Source organism: uncultured Microbacterium sp., from assembly GCF_900078385.1.
Lineage (GTDB): Bacteria > Actinomycetota > Actinomycetes > Actinomycetales > Microbacteriaceae > Microbacterium.
This window is the reverse complement of sequence record NZ_FLQR01000006.1, coordinates 105,468-126,455: the sequence shown is the minus strand read 5'-3', so window position 1 is coordinate 126,455 and position 20,988 is coordinate 105,468. Positions and strand designations below refer to the sequence as shown.

The window sequence follows — 20,988 nt, the reverse complement described above, 5'->3', positions numbered from 1 at the left end:
AGAGTCGCGGTCGTACGACCCCCCCACAGAGAGCGCGCCATCATGCCTGAGAGCCCCGCATCCGCCATCGTCGACGCCCTCGGCGGCGCCGGAAACGTCGCGAGCCTGACCCACTGCGCCACCCGCCTGCGATTCCAGCTGAACGACGGCGCCTCCGTCGACAAGGCGAAGGTGGAGCAGATCCCGGGCGTCATGGGCGCCGTCCCGCAGGCCGGCGACCGCTATCAGGTGGTCATCGGCGGTGGCGTGCAGACCGTCTACAACGAGATCATGGCGCTGCCCGCGATGTCCGGCGGCTCGGTCGCCGCACCCGACTCCGCCGAGGCCATCAAGGCGCGCGAGCGGGCGAAGGGGCCGCGCGGAAAGGTCGCCTGGCTCGACTCCCTGTTCGAGTTCCTGTCCGACTCGTTCCGCCCGATCCTCGGCGCGCTCCTGGGCGCATCGCTGTTCATCACCTTCATGGCGCTCATGGCGACGCTCGGCGTGATCCCCGCCTGGAACGCGCCGGGCGTGGTGCTCGAGCCGTCGTGGCAGTTCATCAACCTCATGTGGCAGTGCGTGTTCATCTTCCTGCCGCTGATGGTCGCCTACAACGCGTCGCAGAAGATCGGCGCCGACCCGTGGGTCGGCTTCGCCATCATGGCCGTCGTGATGCTCCCCGGCTTCACCGCCCTCGGTGACCAGGAGGGCGCCTCGCAGCTGATCTTCCTCGGCTCGGAGATCACGACGATCCCGATCTTCGGCATCCCGCTCACGATCTTCAACTACGCCTCGCAGGTGTTCCCGCCCCTGCTCATGGCGGCCGTCCTCGGCCCGCTCTACAAGGGCCTGAAGAAGGTCATCCCGGAGAACCTGCACCTCATCTTCGTGCCGTTCCTCGCGATGCTCATCATGATCCCGCTCACGGCGTTCCTGCTCGGCCCGATCGGCGTGTACGTGGGCGCCGCGCTCGCCAACTTCCTGAGCGCCATCAACTCGTTCTCGCCGTTCATCTTCGCGATCATCATCCCGCTGGCCTACCCCTTCATGGTCCCGCTGGGTCTGCACTGGCCGATCAACGCGATCATGCTGCTGAACATCCAGACCCTCGGCTACGACTTCATCCAGGGCCCCATGGGCGCATGGAACTTCGCCTGCTTCGGCGCGACCGCCGGTGTCCTGCTCCTCGCCTGGCGCGAGAAGGACAAGCAGATGAAGCAGACCGCGACCGGTGCGCTCGCGGCGGGTCTCCTCGGTGGCATCTCGGAGCCCTCGCTGTACGGCATCCACCTGCGGTTCAAGCGGATCTACCCCCGGATGCTCGTGGGCTGCCTCGTCGGCGGTCTCATCATCGGCATCGGCGGCGGCGTCCGCACCGAGGCGTTCGTCTTCACGTCGCTCCTGACGATCCCGGCCTTCGACAGCGTGCTCCTGTACGGCATCGCCGTGATCGCCGCCTTCGCGACCGCCATGACCCTCGTGGTCATCTCCGGCTACAAGGACAAGGAGGATGTCGCGGAGGACGGCGCCCTCGTGGCTGCGCCGGCCGGTGCGGCCTCCGTCGGCACCGTGGCCGCGGCCCCGGTGATCGCCTCCGGTGGCACGGCGGCCACCGCGGCTCCGGTCGGAACCGCGACCGCGACCGCCGAGGTCGGGACGCTCCTGCAGCTCGCCTCGCCGCTGGACGGCACGGTCGTCGCCCTCTCCGAGGTCCCCGACCCGGTGTTCGGCGGCGGGATCATGGGACCCGGCGTCGCGATCGAGCCCACGGGCGACACCGTCGTCTCGCCCGGGGTCGGCGTCGTCGTCGCCGCGCAGCCCACCGGTCACGCGTTCGGGCTGCAGCTGGACAACGGCATCGAGGTGCTCATCCACGTCGGCATCGACACCGTCAACCTCAAGGGCGAAGGCTTCGAGGTGAAGGTCAAGAACGGCGATCGCGTCGAGGTCGGCACGCCCCTCGTCGTCTTCGACCGCACGGTGATCGAGAACGCCGGCTACCCGCTCATCACCCCGGTGATCGTGCTGAACGCGGATGCCTTCGACACGGTGGACCCGGTGGCCCTCGGACCCGTCCGCGCCGGTGCTCCGCTCCTGGACGTGCAGGCGAAGGCGTAGGTGGAGGAGCGCCCCGCGGTCTTCTTCTCCAGCCCCGCGCAGTTCCGCGCGTGGCTGGAGGAGAACCACGCCACGGCCACCGAGCTGTGGATGGGTCTCTATCGCACCGGCGATCCGCGGCAGGGGATCACGTGGGCGCAGGCGGTCCCCGAGGCGCTGTGCTTCGGCTGGATCGACTCGGTGAGCCAGCGGATCGACGAGCAGGCGCGTCGGCAGCGCTGGACGCCGCGGAAGCCGAACTCGAACTGGAGCGATGTCAACATCGCGCACGTCGAGCGGCTCATCGCGGAGGGCCGGATGCATCCGGCGGGCCTCGCCGCCTACGAGCGGAGGACGGCGTCTCGGACCGGCGTCTACGCCTACGAGCAGCGCGCCGAGATGACGGCCCACCAGGCGGCGGCCCTCGCGGCGAACCCTGCCGCGCAGGCGTTCTGGGATGCCGCGACCCAGTCGTACCGCCGCCTCGCGACGAACTGGGTGCAGAGCGCGAAGCGCGAGCAGACCCGCGCGGATCGGCTCGCGGCGCTCGTCGCGGACTGCGCCGCGGGGCGCCTCATCCCGCCGCAGCGCTACGGCGACCCGCCCGCGTGGCTGACGCGCGCGGGGGCGGCGGCGGAAGCCGCCGGCTGACCCGGGTCGCTGCTCAGCGGGCGCGATGCGCGATGACCGCGTCCCACAGCGCATCGGCGACGGCGCGCTTGGACCCGGCCACCTCGGCCACGACGGCGTCGCCGTCATCCAGCACGACGACCGCGTTCTCCGCCGCTTCGAACCCGCGCGCCCAGTCGACGCGGTTCACCGCGAGCAGGTCCACACCCTTCCGCGCGCGCTTGCGCTTCCCGCGCTCCACCAGCTCGGCCTCGTCGGTGGCCGTCTCGGCGGCGAAGCCGACGATCGTCTGACCGTCCCGGCGCGCGGCGACGAGCTCGGCGAGGATGTCGGGGTTCGCGACGAGCCGGAGCGTCGCCGTGCCGTCACCGTCCTCCTTGCGGATCTTCTCGTCCGACACCGCATCCACCCGGAAGTCGGCGACGGCGGCGACCATGACGGCGACGTCCGCGTCACCGGTCGACGCGTGCATCGCCGCCCGCAGATCGGCGGCCGTCGAGACCCGTTCGACGGTGATGCGCGGGTGATGGGCCACCGCGGTCAGGATGCCGTCCTCGACGTGCGCCGCGACGAGCCGGACCTGCGCACCCCGGTCCGCCGCCGCGAGCGCGACATCGACCCCCTGACGCCCGCTCGAGCGGTTGCCGAGGAAGCGGACCGGATCGATCGCCTCCCGCGTCCCCCCGGTCGAGACGGCCACGGTGAGGCCCGCGAGGTCGGATCGTTCGGGGACCAGCGCGAGCGCCGCCGCGAGGATCTCCTCGGGCTCGCTCATCCGCCCCGGACCGCTGTCGCCGCCCGTGAGAGGTCCGTCCGCGGGCCCCACGACGTGCACGCCGCGGCCGCGCAGCGTCTCGATGTTCGCGGTCGTCGCAGGATGCTCCCACATGGCCGTGTGCATCGCGGGGGCGACGAGCACCGGCGCGGTCGTCGCGAGCAGGGTCACGCCCAGCAGGTTGTCGGCGATCCCGGTCGCCATCTTGGCGAGCGTGTTGGCGGTGGCCGGCGCGACGATCACGAGGTCCGCGCGGGTGCCGAGGGCGACGTGCCGGACCTCGGCGACATCGTCGTGCACCGACGTCGTGACAGGATGGCGGCTGACCGCCTCCCAGGTGGTCGTCCCCACGAAGCGCAGCGCGTCCTCGGTGGGAATGACGTGCACCTCGTGGCCGTTGGTGACGAGTGCGCGCACGAGATGGACCGTCTTGTAGGCGGCGATGCCGCCGCTGACACCCACGACAACGAACATGGTCTGATCCTCGCAGGCGATCGGACGGAAGGGCGAGCGGATGTGCACCGTGATCATCCACGTTCCCCAGGAGCCCGGGGCGCCCACGCGTCTGCTCGCTGTGCGGGATGAGGACCCGGAGCGCGCGTGGGATCCGCTCGGCCCGTGGTGGCCGGAGACGCATCCCGGCGTCCTGGGCGTCCGCGATGCGCGCGCCGGCGGTGCCTGGCTCGCCGCGGATCCCGCCGACGGACGGGTCGCCGTCATCCTGAATCGGGCGGATGTCGAGGTGCCGGACGGGGCGGAGCTGTTCTCGCGCGGGCATGTCGTGCTGGATGCCGTCGAGGGCGCGCCCCTCGATGATCCGCCGCGCACGCACGGGTTCAACCTCGTCGAGGTCGACGCCGCTCGCACGCGCGTGACGATGTGGGACGGGGCGACCGTCCGCACGGTCGACCTCGGCCCCGGCACGCACATGATCGCGCACGACGATGTCGACGACCCCGCGACGGCCCGCATCTCGGCCTGGCGCGACGCCTTCGGCGCGCCCGGCGACGGCGAGCGATGGTGGACGCCGTGGCTCGCGACGCTCGAGGGGACGACGACCCTCGGACCGACCGATGACCGGGCGATCATCCGCGACAATCGGCCGTTCGGCTACCCGACGCTCTCACTCCTCGTGTGCGCCGCGTCGGTGTCGGCGGACGGCGCCGAGGTCGTCTACGGCGAGCTCGACGAGCCGGGCGCCTGGAACAGCCTGCAGCTGCGCTGACGCGCGCCGCGCCCGCTCCCGCCGCGCCCGGGCCCGATGCTCAGGCCCGGTGCGTGCGGTAGTAGTCCAGCAGCGCCTTCGTCGAGGCATCCTGCGCCGCGATGGCATCCGCGTCGCCCTCGATGGCGGGAGCGATCTGCAGCGCGAGCTGCTTGCCGAGCTCGACCCCCCACTGGTCGAACGAGTTGATGCCCCAGATGACGCCCTGCGTGAAGGTGATGTGCTCGTACAGCGCGACGAGCTCACCCAGCACGCGCGGGGTGAGGGCGGGCGCGAAGATCGAGGTCGTCGGGCGGTTGCCGGCGAACGTCCGCGCGGCGACGAGCGGGCCGGTCGTGCCCTCGGCCTCGACCTCCTCCGCTGTCTTGCCGAAGGCCAGCGCCTTCGTCTGCGCGAGGAAGTTCGCGAGGAACAGGCCGTGCACATCGCGGCCGTCGTCGGCGAGCGGGTAGGCCGGGTTCACGAACGCGATGAAGTCCGCCGGGATGAGGCGCGTGCCCTGGTGGATGAGCTGGTAGAACGCGTGCTGCCCGTTGGTGCCGGGCTCGCCCCAGAACACCTCGCCGGTGTCGGTCGTGACGGGCGTCCCGTCCCAGCGCACCGACTTGCCGTTGGACTCCATCGTGAGCTGCTGCAGGTAGGCCGCGAAGCGGTGCAGCTGCTGGGCGTAGGGGAGGACGGCGTGCGACTGCGCGCCGAGGAAGTTCGTGTACCAGATGTTCAGGAGGCCCATGAGGACCGGGACGTTCTCGGCGAGCGGCGTCTCGGCGACGTGCTCGTCGACGGCGTGGAATCCGGCCAGCAGCTCGCGGAACGCGTCCGGCCCGAGGGTGATGACGAGCGAGAGCCCGATCGCGGAGTCGACGGAGTAGCGGCCGCCGACCCAATCCCAGAATCCGAACGCGTTGGCGGTGTCGATGCCGAAGGCGGCGACCTTGTCGAGCGCCGTCGAGACCGCGACGAAGTGGTGCGCGACGGCATCCGTCTTCTGCTCGTCCGACCCGTCGATCGCGTCGGCGGACTGGAGGCCCGCCCACAGCCAATCCCGCGCGAGGCGCGCGTTGGTCAGCGTCTCGAGCGTCGTGAAGGTCTTCGACGCCACGATGAACAGCGTCGTCTCGGGATCGAGGTCCTTCGTCGTGTCGGCGAGGTCGAAGGGATCGATGTTGGAGACGAACCGCGCCTCGATGCCGGCGTCCGCGTACGGCAGGAGGGCCTCGTAGATCATGACGGGGCCGAGGTCGGAGCCGCCGATCCCGATGTTGACGACCGTGGTGACCTTCTTTCCCGTGATGCCGGTCCACTCGCCGGAGCGCACGCGCCCGGCGAACGCTGCCATGGCGTCGAGCACCTCCTGCACGTCGTGGTCGATGTCCTGGCCGTCGATGCGCAGCGCGGGGGTCGCACCCGCGGGGCGGCGGAGGGCCGTGTGCAGCACCGCTCGGCCCTCGGTCGTGTTGATCTTCTCGCCGGCCCGCATCGCGGCGTACCGCTCGGCGACGCCGGTCTGCTCCGCGAGGGCGACGAGGGAGGCGAGGATGCCGTCATCCACGAGGTTCTTCGACAAGTCGACCCGCAGGTCCGCGAGGTCGAAGGTGAGCCGCTCGACGCGGCCCGGGTCTGCGGCGAACCAGCCGCGCAGGTCGGGGGTGAACCCGCTCTTGTGGGCACCGAGCTCGGCCCAGGCGTTCGTGGTGGTGGCGTCGATGGGAGTGGTCACGGTGTCCACGGTAGTCCTCCGGCCGGGCCCGCACATGCGCCCGCGGCCGTGCGAATCCGGGCGTCGGCGCGGCGGGGCGCGCCGCGCGTTCGCCCGCGCCGAAGTGCGGGTTCGCGGCCGCCGGACCCGCCATCTGCCGCGGACGAATCGCGCCCGCTGGATTCGCCCGCGCCGACGTGCGGGTGGGAGACCGCCGGACCCGCCATTCGCCGCGGGCGGACTCCGGCCCGCTGCGCCGAAGAGACGCGACGAGGGGCGCCCCGGACGGATCCGGGACGCCCCGCGCGAGCAGAGGAGGTCAGCGCGTGCCGCGCAGCGTCACGCCGCCCGCCGACACGCTGACGTCGATCCGGCGGTCGGCGCCGGGATCGGTCGTCAGGTCGTGCGTGAAGTCGCCGGCCGAGACGTCCGAGGTGATGGCGTACCGCACGTTCGGCACCTCGAGGTCGATGCGCCCCGCGCTGACGTCGAGGTTCAGCTCGTCGACCTCGCCGTCCACCGAGCCGACGAATTCGCCGGCGCTCACCTGCACCGTGCCGGTGCGGACCTCGCGCAGGTCGACGGACACGCGGCCCGCGGACACATCGGCGTCCAGCTGTTCGGCACTGCCGGAGACGTCGATCGAGCCGGCCCCGAGGTCGAGCTCGAGCATCCCGTACGTGCCGGCGGCGCTGATCGAGCCGGCGCCCACGTCGAACGAGGCGTCCAGGGTCGTCGTGACCAGTCGCTCCGGGAGCGTCAGGACCGCCCGCTCCTCGCCGTTGAACCAGCCCCATCCGCGGAACCAGCCGCGGTCGGCCGACACGACGAGCGTGTCGCCCGTCCGCTCGAGCCGCCAATCGGTCGTCCCGCTGCCGCCCGTGACGGAGAGCGACGCGTCGGACCCGCCGTAGGCGATGCGGAACTCGGATGCCGCGACGTCGACGTCCAGCGCTGTGACGCCGGTCGCGTCCGCGCTGAGCGTCTCGGTGCGGACGGCGGCGGAGCGGATGCCGCCGACGATGGACATGCCGACGGTCCCGAGGATGAGGGCGGAGCCGAGCGCGATCGCGAGGATCGCGATGACCCGGGACGATCCCCGCGGCTGCGCCGGGGGCGGCGCCTGCGGTGCGGACGCGGGCGGGGGAGTGAGGGTGGTGCTCATCGGAGTGCTCCGTTCTGCGGCTGGCTGCCGCCGTGCTCGAGGTGGACCAGCGCCGCCAGGACGCGCCGGTTGCCGTGCTCGTCCTGTTCGAGGCCGAGCTTCTGGAAGAGGGAGGTGATGTGCTTCTCGACACTCGCCTCCGAGATGAACAGGGTCTGGGCGATCGCCTGATTGCTCTTGCCCTCGGCGATCAGGGCGAGGACGGTGCGCTCGCGGTCCGTGAGCCGCTCCATCCGCTCGTCGCGGGCCCGGCGCGTGAGCAGCTGCGCCACGACCTCCGGGTCGAGGACGGTGGCACCTGCGCCGATCCGCTCGATCGAGGCCAGGAAGTCCCGCACGTCGGCGACCCGGTCCTTCAGGAGGTACCCGAGGGCGGCGCCCTGGCCGGTGATGAGGTCGCTCGCATACCGCTCCTCGACGTACTGGCTGAGCACCAGCACCGGCAGTGCCGGGTGCGCACCCCGCAGGGCGAGCGCGGCGCGGATGCCCTCGTCGGTGAACGTCGGGGGGAGCCGCACATCGAGGATGCAGAGCTCGGGAGCCGCCTCGTCCACGACGGCGACGAGGTCGCGCGCATCGGGCACCGCGGCGACCACGGTGTGGCCGGCGTCCTCCAGCACGCGCACGAGTCCTTCGCGCAGCAGGGCGGAGTCTTCGCAGATCAGGATGCGCACGGGACGCTCACCTCCAGGGACGTCGGCCCACCGGCCGGGCTGTCGAGGCGGGCGGTGCCGCCGGCGGCGAGGATGCGGTTCGTGATGCCGTCGAGGCCACCACCGGGCAGCACCCGGGCGTTGCCCACGCCGTTGTCCTCGACGCGGGCCCACAGGGTCCCGTCGTCGCGGCGCCGGACCACGACCCGGCAGTCGGTCGCCCGCGAGTGCTTCGCGGCGTTGGTCAGCGACTCGGCGATCGCGAAGTACACGGCCGCTTCGGCCGTCGCGCTGCATCGCCCGTCGACGCGGACGTCGAGGTGCACGGGCACGTGCGACCGGGCGGCGAGGGCCGACAGCGCGGCATCCAGTCCCCGATCGTCGAGGACGGACGCGTGGATGCCGCGGGCCAGCTGCCGCAGCTCGGTGATGGCGGCCTTCGTCGAGGTGTGCGCCTCGTCGATGAGCGCCTTCGCGGCGACCGGGTCGCTGTCGATCTTCTGCTGGGCGAGGCCCAGCGTCATCCCGACGGAGACGAGTCGCGGCTGGACGCCGTCGTGCAGGTCCCGTTCGATGCGGGTGCGCTCCACTTCGCTGGCCCGGACGGCTCCCGCGCGCTGGACGCCGGCGGTCCGCGCCTGCTCGGCGAGCAGGGCCTCCCGCGACGGGACGAGGATGGCGCGCGTCAGGACGGCGTGCAGCAGGGCGATCCCGAGCAGCAGCGCCGCGGAGACGATGATGCCGAGGATGCCGACGGGCAGCGCCCATTCCCCGTTGACGTCGATCCCCGTCGTGGGGATGCGGGCGGTCTCGGCCCCGGTGAGAGGCGCGAACAGCAGCACGACGCTGCCGACGAGCCCCGCGACGGCCGGCAGGACGACGAGGCCCAGCACGGTCGAGATCGCGGCGCTCGCGACACCGCGCCACATCGGGCCGTCGATGAACTGCTGCCAGAGCGTCCGCAGCCAGCCGCCGAAGCCGGGGGCGCCGCTGCGGCGCGGGCGGAGCGGCGGGAGCCCGTAGCCGTACAGCCCGTCGACGCGTTCGTACTCGAGCCATCCGGTGGCCCAGAGGAGGTAGACGAACGCGACGAGGAAGAGCAGGCCGATGCCGGCGACGAGCAGGAGGCTCACGCCGACGCTCAGGAACGTGATCAGGACGGTGAACAGGGCGGTGCCGACGATGCCGAGAGCGGCGAGCTGCGCGAGGGCACCGAGGTGGACGAGGGGGCGGATGCGCCGCGACCTCGCCGGCGCGGCCGGGGTCTGGGATGTCGCTGGGGTGGTCATGTCACCAAGGTAGGACTCGGCGCGCGCCGGCACAGCGGAGGCATCCGGAGACCTCGCTTCGGGATAACCCCCACCCCGGAGCCTGAGACGATGGACGGGTGAGCACTCCCGACATCCGTCTGATCGCCGTCGACATGGACGGGACGCTTCTCGAGCCGGGCGGGGCCGTCCCGGCGCCGCTGTGGGCGCTGCTCGAGCGCCTGCACGACCGGGGGATCGCCTTCGCGCCCGCGAGCGGTCGGCAGCTCGCGACGCTGCAGCGCATGTTCGCGGGCGTGGACGCCGAGCTGGACTACATCGCCGAGAACGGCGCGTACGTCGTGCGCGGCGAGGACGAGGTGAGCTCGGACGCGATGGACCCCGCGTTCACGGCATCCCTCATCACCCGGCTGCGCGGTCTCGCCGCGGCGGGCGGGAACCTGGGGGTCGTCGTGTGCGGCAAGCGGTCCGCCTACATCGAGGGCGCCGACGAGGAGTTCCGGAGCGAGACCGTGAAGTACTACGCCGCCCTCGAGGTCGTCGACGACCTGCTCACCGTCGACGACCAGATCCTCAAGGTCGCCGTCTACGACGCCGACGGCGGGGAGACCCACACCGCCCCGGCACTGGAGGATCTGCGGGACACGCACCAGGTCGTCGTGTCGGGTCTGCACTGGGTCGACGTGATGAACCAGGGCGTCAACAAAGGCGTCGCGCTGCGAAGCCTGCAGCGCGCCCTCGGGGTGACGCCTGCGCAGACCGCGGCGTTCGGCGACTACCTCAACGACCTCGAGCTGCTCCAGGCGGCGGACTGGTCGTACGCGATGGCCGACGCCCACCCCGACGTCGTCGCCGTGGCACGGCATCGCGCACCCTCGAACGCCGACCACGGCGTCCTCACGGCGATCGAGGCGCTCCTCGCCTGACGGGGCGTAGCGTGGGCGCATGATCACGATCCCCACGGTCACCCTCAACGACGGCACGCCCTTCCCCGCGCTCGGACTGGGCACGTACAACCTCCGCGGGCCGGAAGGCGTCGCCGCCATCGCCGCGGCGATCGACAGCGGATACCGGATCCTCGACTCGGCCGTCAACTACCAGAACGAGGCCGAAGTCGGCGAGGCGGCCCGGCGCAGCGGCATCCGCGACGAGCTCATCGTCACGACGAAGGTCCCCGGCCGCGATCACGGCTTCGACGAGACGATCCGCAGCGCCCAGGGCTCGCTCCAGCGGCTCGGTCTGGACCGCATCGACCTCTACCTCATCCACTGGCCGAACCCGCGGATCGACAAGTACGTGACCACGTTCCGTGCCATGACCGCGCTGCGCGACGAAGGCAAGGTCGGTTCGGTCGGCGTCTCGAACTTCACCGAGGCGATGCTCACCCGCCTCATCGACGAGACCGGGGTGACTCCCGCCGTCAACCAGGTCGAACTGCACCCGTACTTCCCGCAGACGGCGCTGCGCGCCTTCCACGCCGAGCACGGCATCCGCACCGAGAGCTGGAGCCCGCTCGCGCGGCGCAGCGAGCTGCTGACCGAGCCCGTCGTGGCGGACCTGGCCGCCGCGCACGGCGTCACACCGACCCAGATCGTGCTGCGCTGGCACACGCAGCTGGGCTCGACGCCGATCCCGAAGTCCGCCGACCCGGAGCGGCAGATCGAGAACGCCGACGTGTTCGGCTTCGAGCTCGGCGCGGAAGAGGTGGCCGCGATCAGCGGTCTCGAGCGCGGCCGGCTGTGGGATGGGGATCCGGACACCCACGAGGAGATGTGAGCGGCCGATAGCGTGGATGCCATGGCGACGACACCCTTCGACTCCCTGGACGACTACCTCTCCCAGCCGCGCATCGAGGCGCTCGCGCTCTCGCCGGACGGCTCGCGCGCGGTGCTGACCGTCGCGACGCTCGGGAAGGACAAGACCGCCTACGAGCGCTCGCTGTGGGAGGTGCCGGTCGACGGCGACGGCGTGCCGGTGCGGCTGACGCGCTCTGCCAAGGGCGAGACGGGCGCCGCGTTCACCTCCCGCGGCGACGTCCTCTTCGTCTCGGCGCGCCCCGACACCGAGGCCGAGGAGGATGCCGAGCAGGCCCAGCTGTGGCTGCTTCCCGCGGCCGGCGGCGAGGCGCGTCCCGTGACCCGACTGGCCGGCGGCGTCGCCGGCGTGACCGTGGCCGAGGCTGCCGACGTGCTCGTCCTCGGAGCTCCGCTCCTGCCCTCCTCCGACAGCATCGAAGCCGACGCGCGGCTGCGGGCCGCACGGAAGAAGCTCAAGGTCTCGGCGATCCTGCACGACGCCTACCCGGTGCGGTTCTGGGACCACGACCTCGGTCCCGCCGCGCCAGCGCTGCACACGCTCGACCTGACCGGGTTCGCCGACACCATCGCGGTGCTCGTCGACCAGCCCGAGGACGCCGCGGAGGAGGACAAGGACGACGCCTCGCCGTACCCGGAGAGCCTGCCGCGGCCGCGCACGCTCGTCACCGGCCGCGACGCCGATGATGCGGGGACGGCGCTCACGCCGGACGGCACGACCCTCGTCGCGGCCCTGCGCACGGCGCAGGGCCGCGAGAGCCGGTACCGCCTCGTCGCCGTCGACACCGCCTCGGGGGACCAGACCGTGCTGTTCGACGAGGTCGACACGTACTTCGAACACCCCGTCATCAGCCACGACGGCGCAACACTGGCCTTTCTCCGGGCGGCGATGGGCAACCCGTCCGCTCCGGCCGACGTGGAGATCTGGATCGCGGGCGTCGACGGCTCCGAGCCGCGGCGCATCGCGGTCGGATGGGACCGCTGGCCCACGAGCCTCCGCTTCGACCGCGACGACGCCGCACTCATCGTCACCGCCGACCAGGACGGCCGCGGTCCGATCTTCCGGGTCCCGGTGGACGGCGGCGCCGTCGAGCAGCTGACCCGCGACGACTTCACCTACACGGACGTCGACGTCGTCGCATCCACCGGTGAGATCGTCGCCCTGCGATCGAACTGGATGACGCCGCCGCACGCCGTCCGCGTCGCCCGCGACGGTTCGGCGGCCGACCTCGTGAGCCCCGTCGCCCTGCCGGCCGTGCCCGGCACCATGACCGAGGTCGACGCGACGGCGGAGGACGGCGTGCGCGTGCGCGGCTGGCTGCTCCTGCCGCCGGGAGCGAGCGCCGAGAGCCCCGCGCCTTTCCTGCTGTGGATCCACGGCGGCCCGCTGGCCAGCTGGAACGCGTGGAGCTGGCGCTGGAACCCGCAGCTCGCCGTCGCGCGCGGGTACGCCGTGCTGCTGCCGGACCCCGCGCTGTCGACCGGTTACGGGCTCGAGTTCATCGCGCGCGGATGGAACGCGTGGGGCGCGAAGCCCTACACCGACCTCATGGCGATCACGGATGCCGTCGTCGCGCGGCCGGAGATCGACGAGACCCGCACCGCCGCGATGGGCGGGTCGTTCGGCGGCTACATGGCGAACTGGGTCGCGGGGCACACCGATCGCTTCCGCGCCATCGTGACCCACGCGAGCCTGTGGGCCCTCGACCAGTTCAACGGCACGACCGACGACTCCTCGTACTGGCAGCGCATCTTCACGCCGGAGGCGACGTTCGAGAATTCCCCGCATCGCTTCGTCACCGACATCCGCACGCCCCTTCTCGTCATCCACGGCGACCGGGACTACCGGGTGCCGATCGGGGAGAGTCTGCGGCTGTGGTCGGAGCTCAATGAGCACTTCGCCGCCGAGGACGGGACCAGCGCGCACCGGTTCCTGTATTACCCGGACGAGAACCACTGGGTGCTCAAGCCGCCGCACGCGAAGGTCTGGTACGAGACCGTGTTCGCGTTCCTCGCGCAGCACATCGACGGCGAGGACTTCGCTCGCCCCGAGCTACTGGGCTGACAGCCACTCGTCGAAGGTCTGCGACCCGAGCACCGCGCCCGGGCCGGGCAGGTTGAGACCCGCCCGCATGCCCTTCATCTGTGCGCCCGGGAGGGGGATGGAGGGGATCCAGCCGCGCTGCCCGTGGGCCCGGGACCAGCGGCGCACCATGTCGTCGAGGGCCTCTTCGCGCGGGCCGGCGAGGTCGGGGGCGCGTCCCGTCGGTGGCTGGATCGCGGTGCGGGCGAGGTGGATGCCGACCTCGGCGGCGGCGATCGGCTGCACGCGGCCCCTCGGGGCGAGCGGCAGCGGACCGATCCGCGCCCGTTCGGCGAGCTGCGCGGCGAACTCGTGGAACTGCGTCGCGCGGACGATCGTCGCCGGCGCCCCGCTGGCTGTGAGCGCCTCCTCCTGCGCGAGCTTGCCGGCGTAGTACCCGTGCGGATTGCGGTCGACGCCCACGATCGAGAGCAGGACCATGTGGCCCACTCCCGCGGCTCTGGCCGCGGCGGCGAGGTTGCCGGTCGCCGTCTCGAAGAACTCGGTGGCCTGCGCCGCCGACAGCGTGTCGACGTTGACGGCGTCGATGACGGCATCCACCCCGTCGAGCGTGGCGCTCAACCCCGCCCGGGTGATCAGGTCGACGCCGGTGCCGCGGGTGAGCGGGATCGCCTCGTCGCCCTGCGCCTCGACGGCCGCGACGATGTGCCGACCGACGGTGCCGGTCGCGCCGGCCACGGCGATCCTCATGGGGTCGCCGTCGTCGCGCCGCGCGCGATGACACGCCCGGCCAGCCAGCGGTCGATGCCGAAGTAGGCGTACCCCACCGTCACGAGCGCGACGCTGAGGCCCGCGATCCAGGCGATGACGCCGCCGAGACCGTTCGCATCGACATCCATGAACGGATAGGGATAGCGGGTGTCGCCGGCGAAGCGCCCGCCGAGCGCGCTGAATGTGAACGCGAAGGCGAGGTACGCGTAGGGGATGAGGGTCCACAGCAACGGGTCGTAGCCGCGGAGCCGTCCCTTCGGCACGAACAGCGCCCAATCCACGATGAGAAGGATCGGCGTGACGATGTGCACCAGGTTGTCGGTCAGGGTGAACGGCTCGTAGGCGCCGGGCTGCAGGAAGAGGGAAGGGGCGAGCACGAACAGGTAGATGAACATGGTCACCGTGATCGCCATCATGACCGCGCCTGCGACCCGGGCCGACGGCGTCGACACCCCGCGCCAGCCGTCAGCCGTCCCGTCGCGAACGGTGCGTGCTGCCGACACGACGAGCCACACGAAGCACAGCACATTGCTGAGCACCGTGTAGTAGAGGAACGCGCCCCACGTGGGCGAGGCCGCGAACATGCCGGAGACGCGCGCGATGCCGATGAAGACCGCGACGGCGGCGAGAAGGCGATACACGAGTGCGACGCCACGATGGGCGACGACCATCGTCGCCGACCCGGAGATGCGGGGCTCCCGGGTGGTCGTCATGCGTTCAGGGCCACCATCCAGTCGATGCCGAACCGGTCGGTCACCATCCCGAACCGGCCGCCCCACGGTGGCTCCTCGTACGGCATCCCGACCGTGCCGCCTTCGGACAGCCCGTCCCACGCGCGCTGCAGGCGGTCGGCGTCGTCGCCGCTGAGCGAGACGGCGAGTCCGGCGGGGGCCGTGTACGGCATCCCGCTCGGGGTGTCCGCGGCCATCAGCACGAGGCCGTCCTCCGTCGTGAGCTGCCCGTGCATGATGAGATCCGTCTCGGCCGGGTCGACGCCCATGTCGGGGTAGTCGCTGAAGTCGCTGAGCTCGAGATCACCGCCGAGGACCGACTGATAGAACTCCAGCGCCTCGCGCGCCGTGTTCTGGAACGAGATGTACGGGTTGAGGTTCATCGGTGTCCTCTCGTCGACGGTGATGCCGCCAGTGTGGCGCGCGCCTCCGACATCCCGCAACGGGTGTCAGCGTGCCCGGTGATCCTCGGGATGCAGGCGCGGCCCGCGCCGCGGCTCGCGCGCGCCGCTGAGCTCGAGGAGTCGGATGACACGCTGCCGCTGCCCGCGCCACGGCTCGAGCAGCGCGAGCATCCCGTCGTCGTCGGTGCGGTGGCCGGTCAGGGCGTAGCCGACCTCGTGGGCCACGTGGTAGTCGCCGACGCTCACGGCATCCGGATCGCCCCACGTGCGGATGCGCGTCTCGGCGCTCGTCCAGATCCCGACGCCGCGCAGACTCGTGAAGAGACGGTCGCGGGCGTCGCCGTCGACGGCGATCGCAGCGGCCCGCTCGATCGATGCGCGCCGGCGCGCCGCTTCGACGACGGCCCGCGACTGCGGCGGTTCGAGACCCGCCCGGTGCCACGCCCAGCTCGGGATGAGGTGCCAGTCGGCGGGCGGAGCGAACATCGGCCTCGGGGTCGGGCCGGGGGCGCGCTCGCCGAACCACGTCAGGACCGCGCGCCACGCACCGAACGCCTGCAGGCCCGTGACCTTCTGCTCGAAGATCGAGCTCGCGAGCGCGTCGAAGACGAGATCGGTGCCGCCGATGCGGAGGCCCGGGTGGCGGCGATGCATCTCCGCGACCAGCGGATGCGGGGACGCGTCGAAGCCGTCCGGGTCGTCGTCCGCGCCGCAGAGGCGCGGGAGCTGGGCGAGGGCCCAGGCGCTGCCGGGACCCCACGCCGCACCGCGCACGAGACCGCGTTCGACGCGGATGGCGAGGGTCGCGATGCCCTCCGGCGTGCGGGTCGCCCGCCAGATCACGCCGGCGTGCGTGGTCTGGCCCGGGTCGTGCGCTCCGCGCTGCTGATAGCGGATCGCGCGTGCCGCGTCGATGGGCGTGCGCGGCCGGTATTCGGTCTCCAGGGGACGGCCCTGCGCGACGGGCGCGGCCGCGCGCCGCGGCATCCGTCCCGTCGCGACCGTCGTCATGATGCCCACCCTATGTCGCGCTCCTGACAGGGCGGTCGGTCGCGCCCGCATGCCGCGCGCGGCCTCGGTGGTCGGAGCCGGGGCCCGGGCCGCGGCATCCCCCGCCCGCGGCAAAGTGCGGGTGGGTCGCGCCTCTACCCGCCATTCGCCGCGGGTGAATCTCGGCCGAACGGTTCGCCCGCGGCCAAGTGCGGGTGTGTGGCGCCTGGACCCGCCATTCGCCGCGGGTGAACGGGAGGAGGGGTATCAGCGGGCGCCTCGCGCCGGGACCGGCGTCCCGCGTGGCCGAATCTCAGCCGTATCGTTCGTCCGCGGCAGACGGCGGGTGCACGAGGCCAGGACCCGCCATTCGCCGCGGGTGAATCTCGGCCGAACGGTACGCCCGCGGCAGAGTGCGGGTGGGTCGCGCCTGGACCCGCCATTCGCCGCGGGCGGACGAGCGGGCGCTCGCCCGCCAGGCGCCGGGACCGGCGTCCCGCGTAGCCGAATCTCAGCCGTCCGGTTCGTCCGCGGCAGACGGCGGGTGCACAAGGCCAGGACCCGCCATTCGCCGCGGGTGAATCTCGGCCGAACTGTTCGCCCGCGGCAGAGTGCGGGTGTGTCGCGCCTGGACCCGCCATTCGCCGCGGGCGGACGAGCGGGCGCTCGCCCGCCAGGCGCCGGGCGCGCACGCGGGCTGCGCTGCCGACAGCTGCTGAGCAGAACCGCACGGCGTCGTGGATGCGGCGAGCCGAGCCCGCCCGCCACCCCGCGCGGCTCAGAAGCGGTCGGGGGAGGGCGTGCCGTGGCCGTAGCGGATGACGACGTCGGCGTGCCGGTCGAAGCGGTAGCCGATGCCGCGCACCGTGCGGACGATGTCCTCGTACCGGCCCAGCTTGGAGCGCAGGCGGCGCACGTGCACGTCGATCGTGCGCTCGCCGGGGGCCTCGTCGTCGCCGGCGTGGCTCCACAGCGACGCGACGAGCTCGGTGCGCTCGATCGTGCGGCCCTCGCGCAGCACGAGGTACTGCAGCAGCTCGAACTCCTTGAACGTCAGGGGAGCGGCCTCGCCGTCGATGTGCACGCGGCGACGCGAGATGTCGATCGTGACGCCTCCGGGCACGTGGTCGTCGGCGGGCTCGTCCTGCTTGGTGCGGGCGACGGCGCTCGGCTCGTGCAGCGCCAGGCGCACCACGTCGACGTCGCGGCCGCCGGCGCCGGCCGGGGCGAGGGCGACCGTCGCGTACGTCTCGGCGTGCGGGGCGAGCTCGGTGATCGTCCGGCGCAGCGCCTCCACGAGCACGGAGAGGCTGACCCCGTCGGCGGCGGCCTTGATCTCGTCGATGCCGACGTACAGGGCGAAGCCACGGGGTGCGGTGCCGGCGGGAAGGGCGGCTGCCGGGGCGGGCGCTGCCGGGGCGACGTCCTCGACGGCGTGGAGGTGACGGGTGGCGGGACGGGTGAGGAGAGCGGTGTTCGACATGGCGAAGTCCTTCAGGGAGGGAACCCGGGGCGCTGGGCCCGGCACGGGTTCGAGTGTGCTGCGCGGTCGGCCGCAGATCGGCCGATGTGCGAGGCAGCCGGCATCCGCATTGTGGGCGGAGAGTGCCGGTGGCTCGGGGGCTGGCGCACCGCGTTCAGAAGCGGCGGGGCAGCCCGGCGGGGATCACCGTGTCAGCGACACATTCGGCAACACATGACAGCACGCTGCGGCATCATGATGCCGGCAGGTCCGTTCGCCTCCAGGGCGGACAGAGTGCGTGCGTTGTCAGTCATAGGCTTGATTATGACGAAGCGTGTCCACATGTGTCAAACCGCACGGATGCCGTCGTCACAACGTGACGGAATGTGACAGATTGCTCAGTCGTGGCTGAACCACCCGCGCGCCGGGTCCGGATCGTCGGCACCTCGGGTTCCGGCAAGTCGCATCTGGCCGTCCAGCTGGCCGATCTCCTCGGCGTCGCACGCCTCGATCTGGACGCCGTGTTCTGGGATGCCGGGTGGGTCCACCGCGACCTCGAGGACGCGCACGCGCAGCTGCGGGCCTTCGTCGCCGCACACCCGGACGGCTGGGTCGCCGACGGAGACTGGACCCGGCGCCTGGAGGGTCTCCTCGATCCGGGCACGCCCGGCGGGGCCGACGTGTTCGTGTGGCTGGACCATCCCCGCCGCCTGGTCATGCGCCGCGTCATCGCGCGGACGCTGCGCCGCAGCATCAGGCGGGAGGAGCTCTGGCACGGGAACCGGGAGCGCGTGCGCGAATGGCTGCGCTGGGATCCCGAGCGCAACATCATCCGGTGGGCGTGGACCAGTCATCCGCGGGTCCGCGCGCGGATGCTGCAGCGCATCGCGGACGGCGATCCCGTGGTGCGGCTGAGCGGACAGCGAGAGGTCGACGCGTGGCTCAGCTCCCTGTCGGCGAACCGGCGTAGCGTGGAGCCATGAGCTTCACGTTCGCGAACGAACCCGACGCCTCGCGGTACACGCTCCACAAGGGCGACGATCTCGTGAGCGTCCTGGACTACCGCGACGACGGTCACACCGTCGCCATGACCCGCGCCTACACCGTGCCCACTTTCCGTGGCCACGGCTACGCCGGCGAACTCGTCGACCGCGCGGTCGCGGACCTCGCCCGGCGGGGCGACCGCGACGTCAGCCCGGTGTGCTGGTACGTCGCCGACTGGTTCGCCGCGCACCCCGAGCGCGCCGCCCTGCTGGCCGAGCGCCGCGCCAGCTGACCACCTCGGCTACTGCACGAGGCCGGGGCCGTCAACCCTCTGGTCGAGCGCGCGCGGGTGCGCGACGGTGGGGGCACGACCGAGAAGGAGCGTGCCATGGACCACGACACACCCGAGGGCATGATCGACGGGGATCCCGCCGGCGGCTGGGAATCCGGCGACGTCGCCGACCAGGAGACGAGCGAGCAGAATGACGCCGCGATGGGACAGACGTCCCTGGCCGACTCCGGACTGCCGACGGAGACCGCCGACCGGCAGGAGGCCGACCCCGGCCAGGCAGGCGGGGAGGGGGTCCTCGCGCCCGACGGCGTGCAGGTCTCCGACCAGTTCGTCGAGAGCGCCGAGGTCCAGCAGGGACTGGACCCCGACATGGTGACCGACGAGCAGGCCGACCGATGAGCGGCACGACGAACGAGTTCGAACACCCGGGCGGAAACTACCCCGACGTCGGCGGCTCCGACGCCAAGGCGCAGAGCAGTGACGCAGGGGTCGGCGGCGCGATCGCCGACGAGCACCCGGATGACCGTGACGCGACCCCGCCGGGGACGCAGGACGCGTCGGCGGCGGGCACGCAGGACGCCCCCGCCATGGACACGGACGCGCCGTCGGGCGACGACCAGATCGACGGCGTGATCGCGCAGACGCGTTCCGACGGCCAGGGGCAGGATGCCGCCACCGTCGAGAAGCTGCTGCGCAGCCGCCTGGCGGACACCGGCCTGCAGATGGGCGAGGATCGCATCGCCGCCGTCGTCGCCGAGATCTCCCGCTGACGGCGGTCAGTCCGACACGAAGGCCAGGATGCGGCCGGCCGCGGGTCGCGCGTCGCGGATGAGCGTCTCGTGCCCGTGGTCGGCCAGTTCGGCCAGCTGCGCGCCCGGGATGAGCGTCGCGACGCGCTCGCACCACTCGCGCGGCGCGACGTAGTCGTCGGCCCCGCGCAGGACGAGGGCCGGTGTCGTCACCCGCGGGTAGACGACCTCGGGGCGGTGCACGAGCATCGCCGTCATCTTGCGCCGGAGATGCGGTCCGGCGCGCAGATACTCCCTGCCGCCGATCAGGAAGACGCGGGGGCTCTCCACGAGCAGGTCGCGCGCCAGGCGCAGCAGCTGACGCGGCGCCGTCCGAGCGGCCGGATCGACGGTGGGGCCGGCGAGGACGAGCGCTCCGACGAGCGATGGATGGCGCACCGCGAGCTCGACGGCCACCTGCGTGCCCATCGAATGGCCGATGACGACGGCATCCGTCTCCCCGCGGTCGCGCAGCAGCGCCGCGACGAAGTCGGCCATCCGCTCCATCGTGGGGGTGCGCGGCGGCTCCGGCGCTTCGCCGTATCCGGGCTGGTCGAGCATCCAGACGCGGCCATGCGGCGCGAGGTGCGACGCGAGGTCGGCGAAGACGCGCCGCCCCATGCCGATGCCGTGGAGGAGGAGGAACAGGCGCGGACCCGCGCCGCGCTCCTCGAGGACCAGTTCGGCGCCGTCCACCGCGAAGGTGGACGTCACGCCCTCGTCGTCGCGGACGCCGGCGAGCCGGTCGACGAGATCGTCCGCCGCGGCGGCGAACTCGGCACCGGGGTCCGCTCCCGCCTCCGGTCCGTCCTCGCTCGCGCCCATCCGTCGAGCGTAACCGGGCCTGTCGTCCGGCGCGGGCTCGTCGTACCGTGGAGGCATGTGCCGCAACATCCATACTCTGCACAATTTCGAGCCGGCTGCGACCGGCGACGAGGTGCACGCCGCCGCCCTCCAGTACGTCCGCAAGATCGCGGGCACGACCAAGCCGTCGAAGGCCAATCAAGAGGCGTTCGACCGGGCGGTCGCCGAGATCGCCCACGCGACGCACCACCTCCTCGAGGACCTCGTCGCCGTGGCGCCGCCGAAGAACCGCGACGAGGAGGCCGCGAAGGCGCGCGCCCGGGCCGAGAAGTCCGGCCGGTACGCCCCGCGCGTGGCCTGATCCGGGGGAGCGCCGCACGCTTCGCAGAGGATGTCGGGGCTCGCTCGTAGCG

22 protein-coding genes are annotated in these 20,988 nt (G+C 72.3%); 11 read left to right on the top strand and 11 right to left on the bottom strand.

Annotated elements, in window-relative coordinates; all coding sequences use genetic code 11:
• The first annotated feature begins 42 nt into the window (after positions 1 to 42).
• Both QZL85_RS05550 and QZL85_RS05545 read left to right on the top strand, forming a co-directional pair.
• Positions 43 to 2,097, top strand: coding sequence for a glucose PTS transporter subunit IIA (locus QZL85_RS05550; RefSeq protein WP_295574679.1), 2,055 nt, complete (start codon positions 43 to 45; stop codon positions 2,095 to 2,097).
• Positions 2,098 to 2,727, top strand: coding sequence for a YdeI family protein (locus QZL85_RS05545; protein WP_295574677.1), 630 nt, complete (start codon positions 2,098 to 2,100; stop codon positions 2,725 to 2,727).
• Positions 2,728 to 2,740: 13 nt separating this feature from the next.
• Here the strand turns inward: QZL85_RS05545 and coaBC are convergent, their stop codons facing one another.
• Positions 2,741 to 3,955, bottom strand: coding sequence for a bifunctional phosphopantothenoylcysteine decarboxylase/phosphopantothenate--cysteine ligase CoaBC (gene coaBC / locus QZL85_RS05540; RefSeq protein WP_295574674.1), 1,215 nt, complete (start codon positions 3,953 to 3,955; stop codon positions 2,741 to 2,743).
• A gap of 40 nt (positions 3,956 to 3,995) precedes the next feature.
• Between coaBC and QZL85_RS05535 the strand changes: the two genes are divergently transcribed.
• Complete coding sequence (locus QZL85_RS05535; RefSeq protein WP_295574672.1) at positions 3,996 to 4,706, top strand: NRDE family protein; 711 nt, start codon at positions 3,996 to 3,998, stop codon at positions 4,704 to 4,706.
• 40 nt (positions 4,707 to 4,746) lie between these two features.
• Here QZL85_RS05535 and pgi read toward each other — a convergent pair whose 3' ends face one another.
• The 4 genes from pgi to QZL85_RS05515 form a co-directional block, all read right to left on the bottom strand.
• Complete coding sequence (gene pgi, locus QZL85_RS05530) at positions 4,747 to 6,462, bottom strand: glucose-6-phosphate isomerase (protein WP_295574668.1); 1,716 nt, start codon at positions 6,460 to 6,462, stop codon at positions 4,747 to 4,749.
• Between the two features lie 262 nt (positions 6,463 to 6,724).
• Entirely contained in the window at positions 6,725 to 7,570 is an 846-nt protein-coding gene (locus QZL85_RS05525; protein WP_295574666.1) for a hypothetical protein, read from the bottom strand.
• Positions 7,567 to 8,244, bottom strand: a complete 678-nt coding sequence (locus tag QZL85_RS05520) for a response regulator transcription factor (RefSeq protein ID WP_295574664.1) — start codon at positions 8,242 to 8,244, stop codon at positions 7,567 to 7,569. The genes QZL85_RS05525 and QZL85_RS05520 overlap by 4 nt, the downstream gene beginning before the upstream one ends.
• Entirely contained in the window at positions 8,232 to 9,512 is a 1,281-nt protein-coding gene (locus tag QZL85_RS05515; RefSeq protein WP_295574662.1) for a histidine kinase, read from the bottom strand. Before QZL85_RS05515 ends, QZL85_RS05520 begins: the two co-directional genes overlap by 13 nt.
• 98 nt (positions 9,513 to 9,610) lie before the next feature.
• Between QZL85_RS05515 and QZL85_RS05510 the strand changes: the two genes are divergently transcribed.
• Genes QZL85_RS05510 through QZL85_RS05500 form a run of 3 tightly spaced genes read left to right on the top strand, consistent with a single transcriptional unit; the run spans position 9,611 to position 13,370 of the window.
• On the top strand, positions 9,611 to 10,417 hold the full coding sequence (locus QZL85_RS05510; RefSeq protein WP_295574660.1) for a Cof-type HAD-IIB family hydrolase: 807 nt from the start codon (positions 9,611 to 9,613) through the stop codon (positions 10,415 to 10,417).
• A gap of 19 nt (positions 10,418 to 10,436) precedes the next feature.
• Positions 10,437 to 11,267 (top strand): aldo/keto reductase, encoded by an 831-nt coding sequence (locus QZL85_RS05505; RefSeq protein ID WP_295574657.1) that lies wholly within the window; start codon positions 10,437 to 10,439, stop codon positions 11,265 to 11,267.
• A gap of 21 nt (positions 11,268 to 11,288) precedes the next feature.
• Positions 11,289 to 13,370, top strand: coding sequence for a prolyl oligopeptidase family serine peptidase (locus QZL85_RS05500; RefSeq protein ID WP_295574654.1), 2,082 nt, complete (start codon positions 11,289 to 11,291; stop codon positions 13,368 to 13,370).
• Here the strand turns inward: QZL85_RS05500 and QZL85_RS05495 are convergent.
• From QZL85_RS05495 to QZL85_RS05475, 5 genes are all read right to left on the bottom strand, one after another.
• On the bottom strand, positions 13,359 to 14,099 hold the full coding sequence (locus tag QZL85_RS05495; protein WP_295574651.1) for an SDR family oxidoreductase: 741 nt from the start codon (positions 14,097 to 14,099) through the stop codon (positions 13,359 to 13,361). The genes QZL85_RS05500 and QZL85_RS05495 overlap by 12 nt on opposite strands.
• Entirely contained in the window at positions 14,096 to 14,833 is a 738-nt protein-coding gene (locus QZL85_RS05490; protein WP_295574649.1) for a Pr6Pr family membrane protein, read from the bottom strand. The genes QZL85_RS05495 and QZL85_RS05490 overlap by 4 nt, the downstream gene beginning before the upstream one ends.
• Positions 14,830 to 15,234 carry a VOC family protein gene (locus QZL85_RS05485; RefSeq protein ID WP_295574647.1) on the bottom strand — a complete coding sequence of 135 codons (405 nt, stop codon included), beginning with the start codon at positions 15,232 to 15,234 and terminating at the stop codon, positions 14,830 to 14,832. The genes QZL85_RS05490 and QZL85_RS05485 overlap by 4 nt, the downstream gene beginning before the upstream one ends.
• A gap of 66 nt (positions 15,235 to 15,300) precedes the next feature.
• Positions 15,301 to 16,266 carry a DNA-3-methyladenine glycosylase gene (locus QZL85_RS05480; RefSeq protein ID WP_295574644.1) on the bottom strand — a complete coding sequence of 322 codons (966 nt, stop codon included), beginning with the start codon at positions 16,264 to 16,266 and terminating at the stop codon, positions 15,301 to 15,303.
• Positions 16,267 to 17,023: 757 nt separating this feature from the next.
• A complete protein-coding gene (locus QZL85_RS05475) occupies positions 17,024 to 17,728 on the bottom strand; it encodes a winged helix-turn-helix domain-containing protein (protein WP_295574641.1) in 705 nt (234 codons plus the stop codon).
• Between the two features lie 383 nt (positions 17,729 to 18,111).
• On the opposite strand from QZL85_RS05475, the gene QZL85_RS05470 reads away from it, so the two are divergent.
• From QZL85_RS05470 to QZL85_RS05455, 4 genes are all read left to right on the top strand, one after another.
• Positions 18,112 to 18,690 carry a toxin gene (locus QZL85_RS05470; RefSeq protein WP_295574638.1) on the top strand — a complete coding sequence of 193 codons (579 nt, stop codon included), beginning with the start codon at positions 18,112 to 18,114 and terminating at the stop codon, positions 18,688 to 18,690.
• Positions 18,687 to 18,983, top strand: a complete 297-nt coding sequence (locus tag QZL85_RS05465) for a GNAT family N-acetyltransferase (protein WP_295574635.1) — start codon at positions 18,687 to 18,689, stop codon at positions 18,981 to 18,983. The genes QZL85_RS05470 and QZL85_RS05465 overlap by 4 nt, the downstream gene beginning before the upstream one ends.
• Before the next feature lie 96 nt (positions 18,984 to 19,079).
• Complete coding sequence (locus QZL85_RS05460) at positions 19,080 to 19,382, top strand: hypothetical protein (RefSeq protein WP_295574633.1); 303 nt, start codon at positions 19,080 to 19,082, stop codon at positions 19,380 to 19,382.
• Positions 19,379 to 19,753 (top strand): hypothetical protein, encoded by a 375-nt coding sequence (locus QZL85_RS05455; protein WP_295574630.1) that lies wholly within the window; start codon positions 19,379 to 19,381, stop codon positions 19,751 to 19,753. Before QZL85_RS05460 ends, QZL85_RS05455 begins: the two co-directional genes overlap by 4 nt.
• Before the next feature lie 6 nt (positions 19,754 to 19,759).
• Here QZL85_RS05455 and QZL85_RS05450 read toward each other — a convergent pair whose 3' ends face one another.
• Positions 19,760 to 20,596: an alpha/beta fold hydrolase gene (locus QZL85_RS05450; RefSeq protein ID WP_295574627.1), complete on the bottom strand. Its 837-nt coding sequence runs from the start codon at positions 20,594 to 20,596 to the stop codon at positions 19,760 to 19,762.
• A 55-nt stretch (positions 20,597 to 20,651) separates the two neighbouring features.
• Between QZL85_RS05450 and QZL85_RS05445 the strand changes: the two genes are divergently transcribed.
• The gene (locus QZL85_RS05445; protein ID WP_295574624.1) at positions 20,652 to 20,936 is read left to right on the top strand and encodes a DUF2277 domain-containing protein; all 285 of its coding nucleotides are present in this window, start codon (positions 20,652 to 20,654) and stop codon (positions 20,934 to 20,936) included.
• Positions 20,937 to 20,988 lie beyond the last annotated feature (52 nt).

What these genes read in the sequence shown, in the direction of transcription:
- QZL85_RS05465 (WP_295574635.1), top strand. Translation starts at nt 18,687, where the DNA reads ATGAGCTTCACGTTCGCGAACGAACCCGACGCCTCGCGGTACACGCTC.
- QZL85_RS05455 (WP_295574630.1), top strand. Translation starts at nt 19,379, where the DNA reads ATGAGCGGCACGACGAACGAGTTCGAACACCCGGGCGGAAACTACCCC.
- pgi (WP_295574668.1), bottom strand. Translation starts at nt 6,462, where the DNA reads ATGTGCGGGCCCGGCCGGAGGACTACCGTGGACACCGTGACCACTCCC.
- QZL85_RS05480 (WP_295574644.1), bottom strand. Translation starts at nt 16,266, where the DNA reads ATGACGACGGTCGCGACGGGACGGATGCCGCGGCGCGCGGCCGCGCCC.
- QZL85_RS05475 (WP_295574641.1), bottom strand. Translation starts at nt 17,728, where the DNA reads ATGTCGAACACCGCTCTCCTCACCCGTCCCGCCACCCGTCACCTCCAC.
- QZL85_RS05550 (WP_295574679.1), top strand. Translation starts at nt 43, where the DNA reads ATGCCTGAGAGCCCCGCATCCGCCATCGTCGACGCCCTCGGCGGCGCC.
- QZL85_RS05515 (WP_295574662.1), bottom strand. Translation starts at nt 9,512, where the DNA reads ATGACCACCCCAGCGACATCCCAGACCCCGGCCGCGCCGGCGAGGTCG.
- QZL85_RS05535 (WP_295574672.1), top strand. Translation starts at nt 3,996, where the DNA reads ATGTGCACCGTGATCATCCACGTTCCCCAGGAGCCCGGGGCGCCCACG.
- QZL85_RS05500 (WP_295574654.1), top strand. Translation starts at nt 11,289, where the DNA reads ATGGCGACGACACCCTTCGACTCCCTGGACGACTACCTCTCCCAGCCG.
- QZL85_RS05525 (WP_295574666.1), bottom strand. Translation starts at nt 7,570, where the DNA reads ATGAGCACCACCCTCACTCCCCCGCCCGCGTCCGCACCGCAGGCGCCG.
- QZL85_RS05490 (WP_295574649.1), bottom strand. Translation starts at nt 14,833, where the DNA reads ATGACGACCACCCGGGAGCCCCGCATCTCCGGGTCGGCGACGATGGTC.
- QZL85_RS05445 (WP_295574624.1), top strand. Translation starts at nt 20,652, where the DNA reads ATGTGCCGCAACATCCATACTCTGCACAATTTCGAGCCGGCTGCGACC.
- QZL85_RS05485 (WP_295574647.1), bottom strand. Translation starts at nt 15,234, where the DNA reads ATGAACCTCAACCCGTACATCTCGTTCCAGAACACGGCGCGCGAGGCG.
- QZL85_RS05505 (WP_295574657.1), top strand. Translation starts at nt 10,437, where the DNA reads ATGATCACGATCCCCACGGTCACCCTCAACGACGGCACGCCCTTCCCC.
- QZL85_RS05460 (WP_295574633.1), top strand. Translation starts at nt 19,080, where the DNA reads ATGGACCACGACACACCCGAGGGCATGATCGACGGGGATCCCGCCGGC.
- coaBC (WP_295574674.1), bottom strand. Translation starts at nt 3,955, where the DNA reads ATGTTCGTTGTCGTGGGTGTCAGCGGCGGCATCGCCGCCTACAAGACG.
- QZL85_RS05450 (WP_295574627.1), bottom strand. Translation starts at nt 20,596, where the DNA reads ATGGGCGCGAGCGAGGACGGACCGGAGGCGGGAGCGGACCCCGGTGCC.
- QZL85_RS05495 (WP_295574651.1), bottom strand. Translation starts at nt 14,099, where the DNA reads ATGAGGATCGCCGTGGCCGGCGCGACCGGCACCGTCGGTCGGCACATC.